This is a genomic window from Streptococcus lutetiensis, assembly GCF_900475675.1.
Classification (GTDB): Bacteria; Bacillota; Bacilli; order Lactobacillales; family Streptococcaceae; genus Streptococcus; species Streptococcus lutetiensis.
The window spans coordinates 315,000-330,490 of the sequence record NZ_LS483403.1; the positions used below are offsets into that span (position 1 = coordinate 315,000).

The 15,491-nt window shown below is 39.4% G+C and carries 17 protein-coding genes; 11 read left to right on the forward strand and 6 right to left on the reverse strand.

The window, feature by feature from the left end; translation table 11 throughout:
• Positions 1-51: 51 nt before the first annotated feature.
• The 9 genes from fabK (at position 52) to DQN23_RS01800 (ending at position 8,025) form a co-directional block, all read left to right on the forward strand.
• Positions 52-1,020 carry an enoyl-[acyl-carrier-protein] reductase FabK gene (gene fabK, locus DQN23_RS01760; RefSeq protein WP_111712631.1) on the forward strand — a complete coding sequence of 323 codons (969 nt, stop codon included), beginning with the start codon at positions 52-54 and terminating at the stop codon, positions 1,018-1,020.
• 45 nt (positions 1,021-1,065) lie between these two features.
• Positions 1,066-1,992 (forward strand): ACP S-malonyltransferase, encoded by a 927-nt coding sequence (fabD, locus tag DQN23_RS01765; protein WP_020916229.1) that lies wholly within the window; start codon positions 1,066-1,068, stop codon positions 1,990-1,992.
• A gap of 2 nt (positions 1,993-1,994) precedes the next feature.
• On the forward strand, positions 1,995-2,726 hold the full coding sequence (gene fabG, locus DQN23_RS01770) for a 3-oxoacyl-[acyl-carrier-protein] reductase (RefSeq protein ID WP_111712632.1): 732 nt from the start codon (positions 1,995-1,997) through the stop codon (positions 2,724-2,726).
• 66 nt (positions 2,727-2,792) lie between these two features.
• Complete coding sequence (gene fabF, locus DQN23_RS01775) at positions 2,793-4,025, forward strand: beta-ketoacyl-ACP synthase II (RefSeq protein ID WP_020916231.1); 1,233 nt, start codon at positions 2,793-2,795, stop codon at positions 4,023-4,025.
• Between the two features lie 2 nt (positions 4,026-4,027).
• Positions 4,028-4,501 carry an acetyl-CoA carboxylase biotin carboxyl carrier protein gene (gene accB, locus DQN23_RS01780; RefSeq protein ID WP_111712633.1) on the forward strand — a complete coding sequence of 158 codons (474 nt, stop codon included), beginning with the start codon at positions 4,028-4,030 and terminating at the stop codon, positions 4,499-4,501.
• The gene (fabZ, locus tag DQN23_RS01785) at positions 4,498-4,920 is read left to right on the forward strand and encodes a 3-hydroxyacyl-ACP dehydratase FabZ (protein WP_020916233.1); all 423 of its coding nucleotides are present in this window, start codon (positions 4,498-4,500) and stop codon (positions 4,918-4,920) included. Before accB ends, fabZ begins: the two co-directional genes overlap by 4 nt.
• An 89-nt stretch (positions 4,921-5,009) precedes the next feature.
• Complete coding sequence (locus DQN23_RS01790; protein ID WP_020916234.1) at positions 5,010-6,380, forward strand: acetyl-CoA carboxylase biotin carboxylase subunit; 1,371 nt, start codon at positions 5,010-5,012, stop codon at positions 6,378-6,380.
• 8 nt (positions 6,381-6,388) lie between these two features.
• Positions 6,389-7,255: an acetyl-CoA carboxylase, carboxyltransferase subunit beta gene (gene accD, locus DQN23_RS01795; protein WP_020916235.1), complete on the forward strand. Its 867-nt coding sequence runs from the start codon at positions 6,389-6,391 to the stop codon at positions 7,253-7,255.
• Positions 7,252-8,025 carry an acetyl-CoA carboxylase carboxyl transferase subunit alpha gene (locus DQN23_RS01800; RefSeq protein ID WP_020916236.1) on the forward strand — a complete coding sequence of 258 codons (774 nt, stop codon included), beginning with the start codon at positions 7,252-7,254 and terminating at the stop codon, positions 8,023-8,025. The genes accD and DQN23_RS01800 overlap by 4 nt, the downstream gene beginning before the upstream one ends.
• A gap of 128 nt (positions 8,026-8,153) precedes the next feature.
• On the opposite strand, the gene serS is transcribed toward DQN23_RS01800, so the two are convergent.
• From serS to DQN23_RS01830, 6 genes are all read right to left on the reverse strand, one after another.
• Positions 8,154-9,431 (reverse strand): serine--tRNA ligase, encoded by a 1,278-nt coding sequence (gene serS / locus DQN23_RS01805; RefSeq protein ID WP_058813646.1) that lies wholly within the window; start codon positions 9,429-9,431, stop codon positions 8,154-8,156.
• A 248-nt stretch (positions 9,432-9,679) separates the two neighbouring features.
• Positions 9,680-10,051: a DUF956 family protein gene (locus DQN23_RS01810; RefSeq protein WP_003067503.1), complete on the reverse strand. Its 372-nt coding sequence runs from the start codon at positions 10,049-10,051 to the stop codon at positions 9,680-9,682.
• Positions 10,052-10,128: 77 nt separating this feature from the next.
• A complete protein-coding gene (locus DQN23_RS01815) occupies positions 10,129-11,040 on the reverse strand; it encodes a PTS system mannose/fructose/sorbose family transporter subunit IID (RefSeq protein WP_020916238.1) in 912 nt (303 codons plus the stop codon).
• 14 nt (positions 11,041-11,054) lie between these two features.
• Positions 11,055-11,858: a PTS mannose/fructose/sorbose transporter subunit IIC gene (locus DQN23_RS01820; RefSeq protein WP_020916239.1), complete on the reverse strand. Its 804-nt coding sequence runs from the start codon at positions 11,856-11,858 to the stop codon at positions 11,055-11,057.
• 103 nt (positions 11,859-11,961) lie between these two features.
• On the reverse strand, positions 11,962-12,954 hold the full coding sequence (locus tag DQN23_RS01825) for a PTS sugar transporter subunit IIB (protein WP_058833232.1): 993 nt from the start codon (positions 12,952-12,954) through the stop codon (positions 11,962-11,964).
• 320 nt (positions 12,955-13,274) lie between these two features.
• On the reverse strand, positions 13,275-14,090 hold the full coding sequence (locus DQN23_RS01830) for an HAD family hydrolase (protein WP_111712634.1): 816 nt from the start codon (positions 14,088-14,090) through the stop codon (positions 13,275-13,277).
• An 86-nt stretch (positions 14,091-14,176) separates the two neighbouring features.
• Between DQN23_RS01830 and DQN23_RS01835 the strand changes: the two genes are divergently transcribed.
• Together DQN23_RS01835 and DQN23_RS01840 are read left to right on the forward strand one after the other, a co-directional pair.
• Positions 14,177-14,761, forward strand: coding sequence for a hypothetical protein (locus tag DQN23_RS01835; protein WP_111713071.1), 585 nt, complete (start codon positions 14,177-14,179; stop codon positions 14,759-14,761).
• Between the two features lie 102 nt (positions 14,762-14,863).
• Complete coding sequence (locus DQN23_RS01840; RefSeq protein ID WP_020916243.1) at positions 14,864-15,463, forward strand: DUF1361 domain-containing protein; 600 nt, start codon at positions 14,864-14,866, stop codon at positions 15,461-15,463.
• Positions 15,464-15,491: the final 28 nt, after the last annotated feature.

The following is a 15,491-nucleotide window of genomic DNA, read 5'->3' on the forward strand; positions in this document are numbered from 1 at the left end:
TGATAGTTTGACTATCAAATTATTGTTTGGTAAAGACTAAGAAGGTTTAACATGAAAACACGTATTACAGAATTATTAAATATCAAATATCCAATTTTTCAAGGTGGTATGGCTTGGGTTGCCGATGGTGACTTGGCTGGTGCAGTTTCATTCGCTGGTGGCTTAGGTATTATCGGTGGTGGTAATGCCCCTAAAGAAGTTGTTAAAGCAAATATTGATAAGGTTAAACAAATTACTGATAAACCTTTTGGTGTTAATATTATGCTTTTGTCACCATTTGTTGATGAAATTGTTGATCTTGTGATTGAAGAAGGGGTTAAAGTTGTTACAACTGGTGCTGGTAACCCTGGTAAATACATGGAACGTTTCCACGAAGCTGGTATTACTGTTATTCCAGTTGTTCCTAGTGTTGCGCTTGCAAAACGTATGGAAAAACTTGGAGCAGATGCGGTTATCGCTGAAGGTATGGAAGCTGGTGGTCACATCGGTAAATTGACTACAATGACACTTGTTCGTCAAGTTGTTGATGCGGTTAATATTCCAGTTATTGGTGCTGGTGGTGTCGGTGATGGACGTGGTGCAGCAGCTGTCTTTATGCTTGGTGCTGAAGCTGTTCAAGTGGGAACTCGCTTTGCTGTTGCCAAAGAATCTAATGCTCACCAAAACTTCAAAGATAAAATCTTAAAAGCAAAAGATATTGATACGGTTATTTCTGCGTCTGTCGTTGGACATCCAGTACGTGCCGTTAAAAATAAATTGACAACATCATATACTCACGCAGAGAAAGATTTCTTGGCAGGTCGTAAGACAAAAGAAGACATCGAAGTATTGGGAGCAGGTGCTTTGCGTAATGCTGTTGTCGATGGTGATGTTGTGACTGGTTCAGTCATGGCAGGTCAAATTGCAGGTTTGATTCGTAAAGAAGAAACATGTGAAGAAATCTTGAAAGATCTCTACTATGGAGCTCAAGAAGTTATCTTAGAAGAAGCTAAACGTTGGGCTGATATTGAGAAAGATTAATATTTCTATTTAAATAAAAAATCAAATTCCGTTTGGGAGGATTTAATGACGAAAACTGCCTTTTTATTTGCTGGCCAAGGGGCTCAAAAACTTGGAATGGCAAGTGATTTATACGAAAAATATCCTATAGTAAGGGAGACCTTTGATCAAGCTAGTTCTATTCTTGGCTATAATCTTCGTGATTTAATTGATAAGGAAGAAGATAAATTAAATCAAACACGTTATACACAACCAGCTATTTTGACAACTTCAGTTGCAATTTATCGATTGCTTCAGGAAAAAGGATTTAAAGCTGACATGGTTGCTGGACTTTCATTAGGGGAGTATTCAGCTTTAGTAGCATCAAGGACGTTGAGCTTTGAGGATGCTGTTGCTTTGGTAGCTAAACGTGGTGAATTTATGGAGACTGCAGCTCCAGCAGGAACTGGGAAAATGGTTGCTGTCATGAATACGGAAGCATCTCTTATTGAAGAGATTTGTCAAAAAGCTTCAATTAAAGGTGTTGTGACACCAGCTAACTATAACACACCAGCACAGATTGTGATTGGTGGTGAGACTGAAGCTGTGAACTATGCTGTAGAATTACTTAAGCAAGCCGGTGTGAAACGCTTGATTCCTTTGAAAGTTTCAGGACCTTTCCACACTGCTTTATTGGCACCTGCTAGCAAACGCTTGTCAGAAGTACTTGATAAAGTGACTTTTTCGGATTTTGAAATTCCTTTGATTGGAAATACAGAGGCTAAAGTCATGCAGTACGACGATATCAAAGCTTTGCTTGCTAGACAAGTGAAAGAACCAGTTCGTTTTTATGATTCTATCGAGACCATGCGTAAGCTTGGCATGACAGAAGTTATTGAAATTGGTCCAAGTAAAGTTTTGAGTGGCTTCCTTCGTAAAATTGATAGAAGTATTCCAACAGCAAGTGTTGAAGACGAAGCAAGCTTAAGTGTTTTGCTAAAAAATAGGAGATAGTCATGGATATCAAAAATAAGAATGTTTTTGTAACTGGGTCAAGCCGCGGAATTGGTTTAGCTATTGCCCACCGTTTTGCAAGCCTTGGGGCTAATGTAGTGCTTAACGGTCGTTCAGAAATTTCAGTAGAATTGCTTGATAGCTTTAAAGATTATCAAGTGAAAGTTGCTGCCATTTCTGGTGATGTGTCACAATTTGATGATGCTAAACGCATGGTTGATGAAGCAATCGCGAAACTTGGTTCTGTTGATATTTTGGTTAACAATGCTGGTATCACACATGATAAACTGATGTTGAAAATGACTGAAGCTGATTTCGAATCAGTGCTTAAAGTGAATTTGACAGGTGCTTTCAACATGACACAATCAGTCTTGAAACCGATGACGAGAGCGCGTCAGGGTGCTATTATTAATTTATCTAGCGTTGTTGGTTTGACAGGAAATGTAGGTCAAGCAAACTATGCAGCTTCAAAAGCTGGTTTGATTGGTTTTACAAAATCAGTTGCGCGTGAAGTTGCCGCACGTGGTGTTCGAGTCAATGCTATTGCTCCTGGATTTATCGAGTCAGATATGACAGATGTGATTCCCGAAAAAATGCAAGAAGCTATTTTAGCAGGTATTCCGATGAAACGTATCGGTAAAGCTGAAGAAGTGGCAACAGTAGCAAGCTTCTTAGCTGAGCAAGAATACTTGACTGGACAAGTCATTGCAATTGATGGTGGTATGGCAATGTAAACTATTGTTTGCTTTGCTGTAATAGTTTAAAATTAGAAGTATAATTTCTCTTAAAAGGAGACAAAAATGACATTAAATAGAGTTGTCGTAACAGGTTACGGTTTAACATCCCCTATCGGAAATACACCAGAAGAATTCTGGAACAATCTTCATGATGGTAAAATTGGTATCGGACCAATTACTAAATTTGATAATTCTGAAATCCCAGTTCATAATGCTGGGGAAATCCATGATTTTCCTTTTGATAAATATTTTGTTCGTAAAGATAAAAATCGCATGGATCAATACTCACTTTATGCGATTTATGCGACTTTAGAAGCTCTTGAAAATGCAAAACTTGATATGGATACAGTTGATCGTGACCGTACTGGTGTCATCGTATCATCAGGTATTGGTGGTTTGCAAGAAATGCAAGAACAAATCATTCGTATGCACGAAAAAGGTATCAAACGTATTCAACCAATGTTTATCCCTAAAGCTTTGTCAAACATGGCTGCTGGTAACATTGCTCTTCGTATTGGTGCGCGTGGTGTATGTAAATCAATCACAACTGCTTGTGCCTCATCTAACGATGCTATCGGTGAAGCTTTCCGTGAAATCAAATTCGGCTACCATGATGTAATTCTTGCTGGTGGTGCTGAATCTACTATTAATGAAATTGGTATCGGTGGTTTCAATGCTTTGACTGCCCTTGCTACAACAGAAGACCCAGCTCGCTCTGCTATTCCATTTGATAAAGATCGTAATGGTTTTGTTATGGGGGAAGGTGCGGCTGTGCTTGTCCTTGAAAGTCTTGAACATGCTCAAAAACGTGGTGCAACAATCCTTGCTGAAGTTGTTGGTTATGGTAGCAACTGTGATGCTTACCACCAAACAACACCAACTCCTGATGGCTCAGGTGCAGCAAAAGCTATTGAATTGGCAATCAAAGAAGCTGGTATTTCACCAGAAGATGTGGACTATGTCAACGCACATGGTACATCAACTCAAGCTAATGAAAAAGGTGAAAGTAAAGCTATCGTAACTGTCCTTGGTAAAGATGTTCCAGTATCTTCAACAAAATCATTCACTGGACACCTTCTTGGTGCTGCAGGTGCTGTTGAAGCTGTCGCAACTATCGAAGCAATTCGCCACAACTACATTCCAATGACTGCTGGTACTCGTGAATTGTCAGAAGATATCGAAGCAAATGTAGTTTACGGACAAGGTCAAGAAGCAGAATTAGAATATGCCATTTCAAATACATTCGGATTTGGCGGACACAATGCTGTTCTAGCATTTAAACGTTGGGAGGCTTAAGCGTGAATATTTCTGAAGTAAAAGACTTGATGGTTCAATTTGACCAGTCAAGCCTACGTGAATTCTCATTTAAAACAGATGAGTCTGAATTAACATTTAGTAAAAATGAATACACTGCGCCTGTAGCACCAGTTACTACAGCTGCACCTGTTTCAGCTCCTGTTGAAGTGGCTGCGGCACAAGCACCGCAAGCAGCACCTGCTGAGGCTGAAGTAGCAGCTGATACTGATATTTTTGCTGAAGGTGAAGAAGTACCAAGCCCACTTGTTGGGGTAGCTTACCTTGCACCAACTCCAGATAAACCAGCCTTTGTATCAGTTGGTGATGCTGTTAAAAAAGGTCAAACATTGTTAATCATTGAAGCTATGAAGGTCATGAATGAAATTCCAGCTCCAAAAGATGGTATCGTGACAGAAGTGATGGTAAATAACGAAGACGTTGTTGAATTTGGACAAGGATTGGTACGTATTAAATGATTGATATTAAACAAATTCGTGAAGCTTTACCACACCGTTACCCAATGCTTTTGGTTGACCGTGTGCTTGAAGTGAGTGATGATGAAATTGTTGCTGTTAAAAATGTGACAATCAATGAACCATTTTTTAACGGTCACTTTCCAGAATACCCTGTGATGCCAGGGGTTCTCATCATGGAAGCTCTTGCTCAAACAGCAGGTGTTCTAGAACTTTCAAAAGAAGAAAATAAAGGGAAATTGGTCTTTTATGCTGGAATGGATAAAGTGCGTTTCAAGAAACAAGTTGTTCCAGGTGACCAATTGGTGATGACAGCAAAATTTGTTAAACGTCGTGCTACAATTGCCGTAGTTGATGCAAAAGCGGAAGTTGACGGGAAATTAGCAGCTTCTGGCACATTGACATTTGCTATTGGCAGTTAAGAAGAATAGTAGTTTAACGTAAACTGTGACAAAAAAAGAATTTTGACTGGAATGCTAATACATTCCAAATAGGAGGAAAAAGCAGACGTATGTTTAAAAAGATATTAATTGCCAATCGTGGAGAAATTGCGGTGCGTATTATTCGTGCGGCACGTGAATTGGGAATCAATACGGTAGCTGTCTATTCTGAAGCTGATAAAAATTCTTTGCATACGATTTTGGCTGATGAAGCAATTTGTATCGGTCCAGCTCGTTCGACAGACTCTTATCTTAATATGAATGCCGTCTTGTCAGCTGCTATTGTAACAGGTGCTGAAGCCATTCACCCTGGATTTGGTTTTTTGAGTGAAAACTCAAAATTTGCAACCATGTGTGAAGAAATGCATATCAAATTTATCGGTCCTAGTGCTGAAATCATGGATAAAATGGGTGATAAAATCAATGCTCGTGCTGAAATGATTGCTGCAAACGTACCTGCTATTCCTGGTTCTGATGGTGAGGTATTTACTGCAGAGGAAGCACTTGAAGTGGCTGATAGACTTGGTTATCCTGTTATGCTAAAAGCTTCTGCTGGTGGCGGTGGTAAAGGAATTCGAAAAGTCGAATCTGCAGAAGAACTTGTACCTGCCTTTGAATCAGCTTCACAAGAAGCTTTGGCGGCTTTCGGTAACGGTGCCATGTACATCGAAAAAGTCATCTATCCAGCTCGACACATCGAAGTTCAAATTTTAGGTGATTCTCATGACAATGTCGTTCATCTTGGTGAACGTGACTGCTCTCTTCAGCGTAATAACCAAAAAGTTTTAGAAGAAAGTCCATCAGTTGCTATTGGTAAAACCTTGCGTGCTCAAATTGGCGATGCCGCCATTCGTGCCGCAAAAGCAGTTCACTATGAAAATGCAGGTACGATTGAATTCTTGCTTGACGAGAAAACCTCAGAATTTTACTTTATGGAAATGAACACACGTGTTCAGGTAGAACACCCTGTCACTGAGTTTGTTACTGGTGTTGATATTATTAAGGAACAAATTCGTATTGCAGCAGGTCAACCATTATCTGTAACACAAGATGATATTACAATCACAGGTCATGCGATTGAATGTCGTATTAACGCTGAAAATCCGAAATTCAATTTTGCACCAAGTCCTGGTAAAATTACAGATTTGTATTTACCAAGTGGTGGTGTTGGACTGCGTGTCGATTCAGCTGTTTACAATGGCTACACCATTCCACCATATTACGATAGTATGATTGCAAAAATCATTGTTCATGGTGAAAATCGGTTTGATGCTTTGATGAAAATGCAACGTGCGCTTTATGAATTGGAAATTGAAGGTGTGACAACAAACGTTGAATTCCAAATGGATTTGATTTGTGATGAGCATGTGATTGCAGGGGATTATGATACTTCATTCTTGATGGAGACATTCTTACCAAACTACAATAAGGAAAATGATTAGGAGATTTCATGGCTTTATTTAGTAAAAAAGATAAGTACATCCGAATTACTCCCAATAACTCTATAAAACAAGCGGAACCTCGTGAAGTTCCTGAGGTTCCTGATGAATTATTTGCTAAGTGTCCAGCTTGTAAGCACATGATTTATCAAAAAGATTTAGGGGTTGTAAAGATTTGTCCAGCTTGTTCTTATAACTTCCGTATTTCTGCTAAAGAACGTTTGGCGATTACTGTAGATGAAGGTAGTTTTGAAGAACTTTTTACTGGGCTTGAAACAAGTGACCCACTTAAGTTCCCTGGTTATCAGGAAAAATTGGTTAAAATGCGTGAAAAGACTGGTCTTGAAGAGGCTGTCGTGACCGGTAAAGCTTTGATTAAAGGGGAAAAAGTAGCGCTTGCTATCATGGATTCTAACTTTATCATGGCTTCAATGGGAACAGTTGTCGGCGAAAAAATCACGCGTTTATTTGAAATGGCGACTGCTGAAAAATTACCTGTTGTCATCTTTACAGCATCAGGCGGTGCTCGTATGCAAGAAGGTATCATGAGTTTGATGCAAATGGCAAAAATTTCAGCTGCCGTTAAACGTCACTCTGAAGCTGGTTTATTCTATTTGACAATCTTGACTGACCCTACAACAGGAGGAGTGACAGCAAGCTTTGCCATGGAAGGTGACATTATCCTAGCAGAACCGCAAGCTTTGGTTGGTTTTGCCGGTCGTCGTGTTATTGAGACAACGGTGCGCGAAAACTTACCTGAAGATTTCCAAAGAGCAGAGTTTCTTTTGGAACATGGTTTTGTGGATGCCATTGTCAAACGTACAGAAATGCCAGACACTATTGCTAAACTAGTTGCGTTTCATGGAGGTGCTAAATGAGTAGCGACGTATCAAGAATTTTGAAAGAAGCGCGTGATCAAGGGCGTTTGACAACCTTGGAATATGCTAATTTGATTTTTGATGACTTTATGGAACTTCATGGAGATCGTCATTTTGCTGATGATGGAGCAATCGTTGGGGGAATTGCTCGACTTGCAGGTCGTCCTGTGACAGTTATTGGTATTCAAAAAGGGAAAAACTTACAGGAGAATGTAAAACGCAATTTCGGTCAACCAAATCCAGAAGGGTACCGCAAGGCGCTTCGTTTGATGAAACAAGCTGAGAAATTTGGTCGTCCAGTAGTTACCTTTATTAACACTGCAGGAGCTTATCCTGGTGTTGGTGCAGAAGAACGTGGACAAGGTGAAGCAATCGCGCGCAACTTGCTTGAGATGAGTGACCTCAAAGTGCCAATTATTGCTATTATCATTGGAGAAGGTGGCTCTGGTGGTGCTTTAGCGCTCGCTGTAGCTGACAAGGTTTGGATGCTTGAACACAGCATGTATGCGATTTTGAGTCCAGAAGGCTTTGCCTCAATCCTTTGGAAAGATGGTTCGCGTGCAACCGAAGCAGCAGAATTAATGAAAATAACAGCTGGAGAACTTTACAATATGGGAGTTATTGATAAAGTGATTCCAGAACATGGTTATTTCTCAAGTGAAATCGTTGAGATGATTAAGACAAATCTTATTTCTGAATTAGAGGAGCTTAGCAAACTTCCTTTAGACCAATTAATTGAAAATCGTTATCAACGCTTTAGAAAATTTTAAAAATCCCACATTGTACTAGCCTCAATTCATAGAAATCATTTTCTTGATTTTGAGAATGGTTCAAAGGGGATTTTTTCTTATACAAAAAACACCTGCTAATCAAGTGATTAGTAGGTGTTTTAGGTTTATTATTTAGGTGAGATAACTTCAGCTCCACTCATGTATGGACGAAGTACTTCTGGAATTGTTACAGAACCATCTTCGTTTTGGTAGTTTTCAAGGATAGCAGCAACTGTACGTCCAACTGCAAGACCTGAACCGTTAAGAGTGTGAAGAAGTTTAACTTTACCATCAGCTTCATCACGGTAGCGGATTTGTGCACGACGTGCTTGGAAATCTTCAGTATTTGAACAGCTTGAGATTTCACGGTAAGTGTTTTGAGCTGGAATCCAAACTTCTAGGTCGTAAGTTTTAGCAGCTGAGAATCCCATGTCTCCAGTACATAGTGTGATAACGCGGTATGGCAAACCAAGTTTTTGAAGAATGTTTTCAGCGTTAGCAACCATTTTTTCCAATTCATCGTATGAAGTTTCTGGTTTAGAGAATTTAACCATTTCAACTTTGTGGAATTGGTGAAGACGAATCAAACCACGTGTGTCACGACCAGCTGAACCAGCTTCTGAACGGAATGATGGGCTCATCGCTGTGAAGTAAACTGGAAGTTCTTTACCATCAAGGATTTCACCACGGTAGTAGTTTGTAAGTGGGACTTCAGCAGTTGGGATAAGAACATAGTCAGAATCAGCCAATTCAAATGTGTCTTCTTTGAATTTTGGATATTGACCAGTACCAAACATAGAGTCGTGGTTTACCATGTATGGAGGAATAACTTCTGTGTAGCCTTCTTTAGCGTGTTCATCCAACATGAAGTTGTAGATAGCGCGTTCTAGGCGAGCTCCAAGACCTTTGTAGAATAGGAAACGAGAACCAGTAACTTTTGCACCACGTTCCCAGTCAAGGATGTCAAGGTCTTCACCAAGATCCCAGTGAGCTTTGATATCAAAGTCAAATTCACGAGGTGTTCCCCAACGACGAACTTCAACGTTTTCGTCTTCGTCAGCACCGACAGGAACATCAGCAGCTGGGATGTTTGGAAGTGTAGCTGTGAATTCAGATAATTTTTCATCGATTTCAGCTAGTTCAGCGTCAGTAGCTTTGATGTCTGCTGACAATTTTTGCATTGCAGTGATTTGTTCAGAAGCGTCTTCTTTGTTGCGTTTTGCTTGAGCGATAGCTGCAGAAGCTGTGTTACGTTCAGCTTTAGCTGATTCAGATTTAACAAGCAATTCACGACGTTTGTCGTCGAGTTCTTTAAGTTCAGAAAGTTTTTCAGCAGCAACGCCACGTGTAGCCAATTTTTTAGCGACTTCGTCGAAATCGTTACGAATACGTTTGATATCTAACATAAGTTTCCTCCAGTTTTTTTAGCGCTCATAGGGGTTAGCTGTGCCCAGATGAACAAAAAGCACAGCATGTTAACTGCTGGAGCGCAATCGCGCGGTTCCATCCAGCTTCACATCCTGTGCACTTAATTTCTATTCTTAATTGATATAACGGTAGAATTTCAGACCTGTCGCTCTATCTGCTCACAGCAACCGCAGACTTTCTGAAAGAGCTCCACTCTTACTTATCCGTACTATTTATTATACTAGATTTATTTCTTTTTGACAAATCCTGTTAGTTTTTTCATAAGGACTTGAACAAGTGTAAGCATACGAACAACTTTATCGTTTCCGATATGTTGGCGAGCCACTTTTAAGATTTTTCCTGAGTCTTTTGAGGCAAAAAGAAATTTTCCTTTATCTGTAAAGACTTCAAAGTGACGGCTGACTTTGTTACGAGAAACGTTAGCGCCGATTTTTTCGATGTTTTCCCAAGGAATTTGGATATAATCCTCGACGTTAGCATCGCTATAAAATTCAAGACCTTTATTACCGAGAAGGAATTTCCCTACTTTTCCCCCCATGCCAAGATAAGAAACACCGGTAGTCGTTAATTCCACGGTAGAGTTAAGTGATTGTGCCATGTAATCTCCTCTGAATTAGCTTTTACTCTATTATAACATAATAAAAAAAGAAGGACCGAAATCCTTCCTTTCTTTTATTACATGATTCCGAAGAAACGAGCGGCGATACCAACGATGAACAATCCGATGATGATTGTGATTGGAGAAACTTTTTTCTTAAGCAACCACATGCAAAGAAATGTAAGGGCAAGTCCCATCAAACCAGGAATCAATGAGTTCAATTGACCTTGAAGTGTATTAGCTTTTTCTGGTGAAAGGCTAAGTCCATCAGCCACTTTACCAAGAATACCTTGAAGTTCAGTACCAGTTACGTTTCCTTTAGGAAATTCGATGTAAGCACCTTCTGAAAGTTTAGTTGAAGGAAGATTAACAGTGAAGTTAATTGATACCCAACGTTCAACCAAGACAGCCAAGATGAACATACCAAGGATTGAAGCACCTTTAGTGATTTTTTGGATGATACCACCTGAAAGGTCTTTAGTGATTTCAGAACCAGCTTTGTAACCAAGTTCTTGAGTGTACCACAAGAATGCCATACGGATGATGTTCCATCCGAAGAAGAATAGAAGTGGACCAACGATGTTACCTGCCATAGCAAGTGAAGCACCAAGAGCACCAAGGATAGGACGAACTGTAAACCAGAAGACTGGGTCACCCACACCAGCAAGAGGTCCCATCATACCAATTTTAACCCCTTGGATAGCTGTGTCATCAATTTCAGCACCATTTGCGCGTTCTTCTTCAAGGGCAAGAGTTACACCGATGATTGGAGCAGCAACGTATGGGTGAGTATTGAAGAATTCCAAGTGACGTTTAAGAGCAGCAGCTCGGTCTTCTTTAGATGTATAAAGTTTTTTGATAGCAGGGATCAAAGCGTATGCCCAACCTAAGTTTTGCATACGTTCGTAGTTCCAAGAACCTTGTAGGAAAGTAGAACGCCACCAAACTTTTTGACGATCAGATTTTGATAATTGAAGTTTTTCAGCCATGTTTGTACCCCTTTCTAGTAGTCTTCCAAGATGTCGCCGATTGGGTCACCAGAACCTGAGATAGTTCCGCCACCATTTCCACCTTTTTCTGAAAGGTTAAGGTAGATGAATGCAAGAGCAACACCAATTGTACCAAGGGCGATAAGAGTAAGGTCAGATACAGCGGCAACGGCAAAACCGATAGCGAAGAAAGGCCATACTTCGCTTGTAGCCATCATGTTGATAACCATAGCGTAACCTACGGCAACAACCATACCACCACCGACAGCCATACCACCTGACAACCAGTCTGGCATAGCGTTAAGGATAGATTGTACTGCTGAAGTTGGTACTGCAAGAAGAAGAGCAGCAGGAACAGCAATACGAAGACCTTGAAGGAATAGAGCTACTAAGTGAGTACGTTCAACTGCAGCGATGTTACCTTCTTTAGCGGCAGCGTCAGCACCGTGAACAAGGGCAACAGAAGCAGTACGAACAAGCATAGTAAGGAAAAGACCTGCAACGGCAAGAGGGATAGCTGTTGCTGTTGCAACGGCGATACCTTTAGAAGTGAAGTCTCCACCTTTAACCATGATGATAGCAGCGGCTATAGAAGCAAGGGCAGCATCTGGCGCAACAGCGGCACCAATGTTAGCCCAACCAAGAGCGATCATTTGTAGAGAACCGCCAAGGATGATACCTGCTTCAAGGTTACCAGTAACAAGACCGATAAGTGTGCAGGCAACTAGTGGTTGGTGGAATTGGAATTCGTCAAGGATACCTTCAAGACCAGCGAAGAAGGCAACTACAACGACTAAAATCATAGAAATAACTGACATTATTCTAGTTCCTTTCGTTTATAAAAGTTTTCAATGTGCAATTGTAAGCCAGAAACCAAGGCTTACGTGTTTTGGATAAAAACAGGAAAGTTTGATTCAAAAATTATTGAACATTTGCTTTTTTGATTAGATCAAACAAGTCTTTTTTAGAATCATTAGGGACTTTACGAACATCGAATGTTACGCCAAGGTCACGTAATTTTTCAAATGTAGCAACGTCATCTTTGTCCATTGACAATACGTTGTTAACCATTGTTTTACCTGTTGAGTGAGCCATTGAACCAACGTTAAGTTCTTTAATTGGCACACCGCCTTCGATAGCTTCAAGAGCTTCTTGAGGTGTTTCAAACAAGATAAGTGCGTGTGTGTTACCAAAACGAGGGTCTTTAGAAGCTTCAATCAATTTCTTGATTGGAACAACGTTTGCTTTAACACCGTTTGGTGCTGCTTGTTTGATCAAGCTTTTACGTAATTCATCTTTAGATACAGTGTCAGATGCAATGATGATACGATCAGCTTTAGAAGCAGGTGTCCAGTTTGTTGCAACTTGTCCGTGAAGAAGACGTGTGTCAATACGAGCGAGGTTGATTTTAAGTTTACCATCACCGATGACAGTTCCTTCAGGGATAGCACCTTGAGGAGCAGCTTGTGCGGCAGGCGCTGCAGCAGCTGTTTCAGCTGGGTTGAGTTCTTCAGGAAGTGCTTTAACACCGTCTTTAGACTCTTTAATGATATTTGCGGCAACTTGTTCAACACCTGCATTTGCGTCCATCATACGCTCAGTGTAGGCTTGGATAAGCATTGGCAAATTAAGACCTGTAATGATAGCCATCTTGCGATCTGGATTTTCACCCATTACGCGACTAGCTTGGTTAAATGGAGAACCACTCCAAAGGTCAGCTAGTACGAGGATTTCATCATCAGCATCAAATTGTGCGATAGCATCGTTGAAGTGTGCATATAAATCATCAGGTCCTTCGCTTGGCATGAAAGTTACAATTTGAACTTTCTCTTGGTCACCAAAGATCATAGAACCTGATTGATGAATACCTTCAGCAAATTTACCATGGCTGGCAATAATAATACCGATACCCATTCTTGTTCTTCCTCCTTATGATTATTTTTCGTTGAAACAAAAAAGAATAATCTCCTTTCGGACAAGTCCGACAATTCTTTTCCGTTCCAAGGAAATTTTAAGAACGATATTATTGTAAAACGTTTTCACAAAAAATGCAATAGCTTTTTGAAAAAAAATAACAGAAATCATGAAAAATTTTCAGAAACCCGCAAAATAAAGCGATTAAATTGTATAATTCGCAAAATAATGTTCGGTAAAAATGCTATGTTTTTTGAAAGAATCATGAAAAGGTTTTTAAAACGATGAAAAAACTTCCTAAAAAGAAGTTTTTCAGAAATTTATAGAAAAATTTTCGCCAATTCTTTCGCAACACCGTCTTCTTCGTTGGTAAAGTCTGTTTGTTTGTCAGCAAATGGTAGGAGTACGTTGCTAGCATTTTTCATGGCGTATCCTGTACCGGCGAAGGTCAACATTTCGGTATCGTTGTGTTCATCACCAAAGGCAATCAAGTCTTCTCGGTTCATGTTTAGGGTTTTTAGTAAGTACTTGAGAGCATAGGCTTTGTTGATGCCCTTAGGTGAGAATTCCAAGATATTAAGCGGTCCGCCCCATGAATCAATTTCGATTTCGTGGTTGAAGTATTTGCGCATTTCATCGGCAAGACTATATTTGTCTTCGTGATGAGTTTGCATCAAAAGACCATTTGGATTTTCAGTAATTTTTGTTACATCAAGTGTCATTTTATCGGTGATTTTATCGACACCAAAAAGCTGTGGATTGATGATGTCGTGATTATCGGCACTGATGAAGAATTTTTTACGGTATTCACTAGCGATAAAGTCTGCTTGGATACTTTTTTGGATGTCTAGGACATCTAAAAGGTATTGTTTATCAATAGTGACGCTGTGTTCAAAGTCCCATTTTTTTTCAGGAAGATGTGTCAAGGAACCGTTAAAGGTAATCATAGGTGTTTCAAGTTGTAAGCGACGGTAGTGTTCAAGAGCCATACGGTATGGACGACCTGTCGCAATAACGACCTTGTGACCTTTTTCTTGTATTTTTTTAATAGTATCAACAGTATAATCTGAGATGGTATTGTCACTGCGCAGCAGCGTACCATCCAAATCAAGAGCAATCATTTTTTTCTTTGTCATAGGTGTTATTATAACAAAAAAGGGTAGCAAAGAAAAAGAAAAGTAGGTATGATATAATGGTTTTAATAAAAAATGAGGTTACGCTAATGTATAAAATTTTTTGGAGTCATGTGTTTGCTTTAGGGATTATTTTAAGCATTACTTTCTTTCATGCAGACAGCAATGGGTTGATGAATGATGTGCTATTTTCCTTGTTAACAGTAGAAATGGGATTTTTCGTTTTTTATTTTAAAAACATTGTTCTACGAGTGGCAGCATTTGTCTTGTGGTGTTTTTTCTATCCAAACAACTTAAATGTTTTGTTTAGTGTGGCAGACAGATCATGGGCAACATCTGTTTTATGGTCAACTGATGGGATGACATCATTTATGATTTATCTGGCAGTTCTTGTGTTTTCACTAGTTGCAGGGACACTTAGTTTACGGATGATTTTAAAACCATTGAAATTAAATCAGTATATTCAAGTATTCTTTGTAATGGGGGTGTCCTTCTTTGCTAGCTTGCTTTTTCAGGTACTCCGAACATTAGGAATTACGTGGAAGGTGATTATTAACCAACACTTAAATATCTTTGAAGAAGCGGCGAAAGCTTTATTGACGATTAATATACCTTTTATTCTCGGGTTGGTGATCGTTCAAGTCATGATGTTTGTTGTTCTTGATAATGATTAAATAGAAAAATGGAGGCGAGTTATTCTCGTCTCCATTATTTGTTTTAAAGGGTAATTTTAGGACTTTTTTGCTATAATAAGCCTTAAGGAAGGGGAAGAAAATATGGCTAAAAAGAACGTATTGATTCATGTCTTTTTTGGAATCATTTCGTTTGGCATTTATTACTACCATTTGCGAGGTCCAGATTTGGTATGGAACATGTTTTTGGCGCTGCTAGCTCTTGATTTTTCACTTCTTTCCTACTGTATAAAGCAAAAAGTGGTGAGATGGTCAAGTGGTCTCTTATGGTTGTTTTTTTATCCGAACACCTTTTATATGCTAACCGATATTGTTCATATGAATTTTACTGATTCGGTTTTATGGAATAAAACTAGCTTGATTTTGTACATGTTGTACGTGTCTAGTATCTTATTTGGGGTTCTATGTGGTATTGAAAGTGTGAAGAATATAGTGGTGACTTTTAAGTTGAAAAATTATTATATCCGGATGCTTTTCGTTATAATTCTGTCTTTTGTTTCGAGTTTCGCGATTCATATTGGACGTTATGCAAGGTTAAATTCTTGGGATATTTTCACTAGACCTGGTCTTGTTATTGATGAAATTTTGAATGTAATTAGCTGGAATGCTATTCATTTCGTGCTTGGTTTCACTTTTTTGCAGGTTTTATGTCTTATTTTTTTAGACCGTGAAAATTTTAAATAAAGTTATTGAAAACTGAACAATCTTTTGG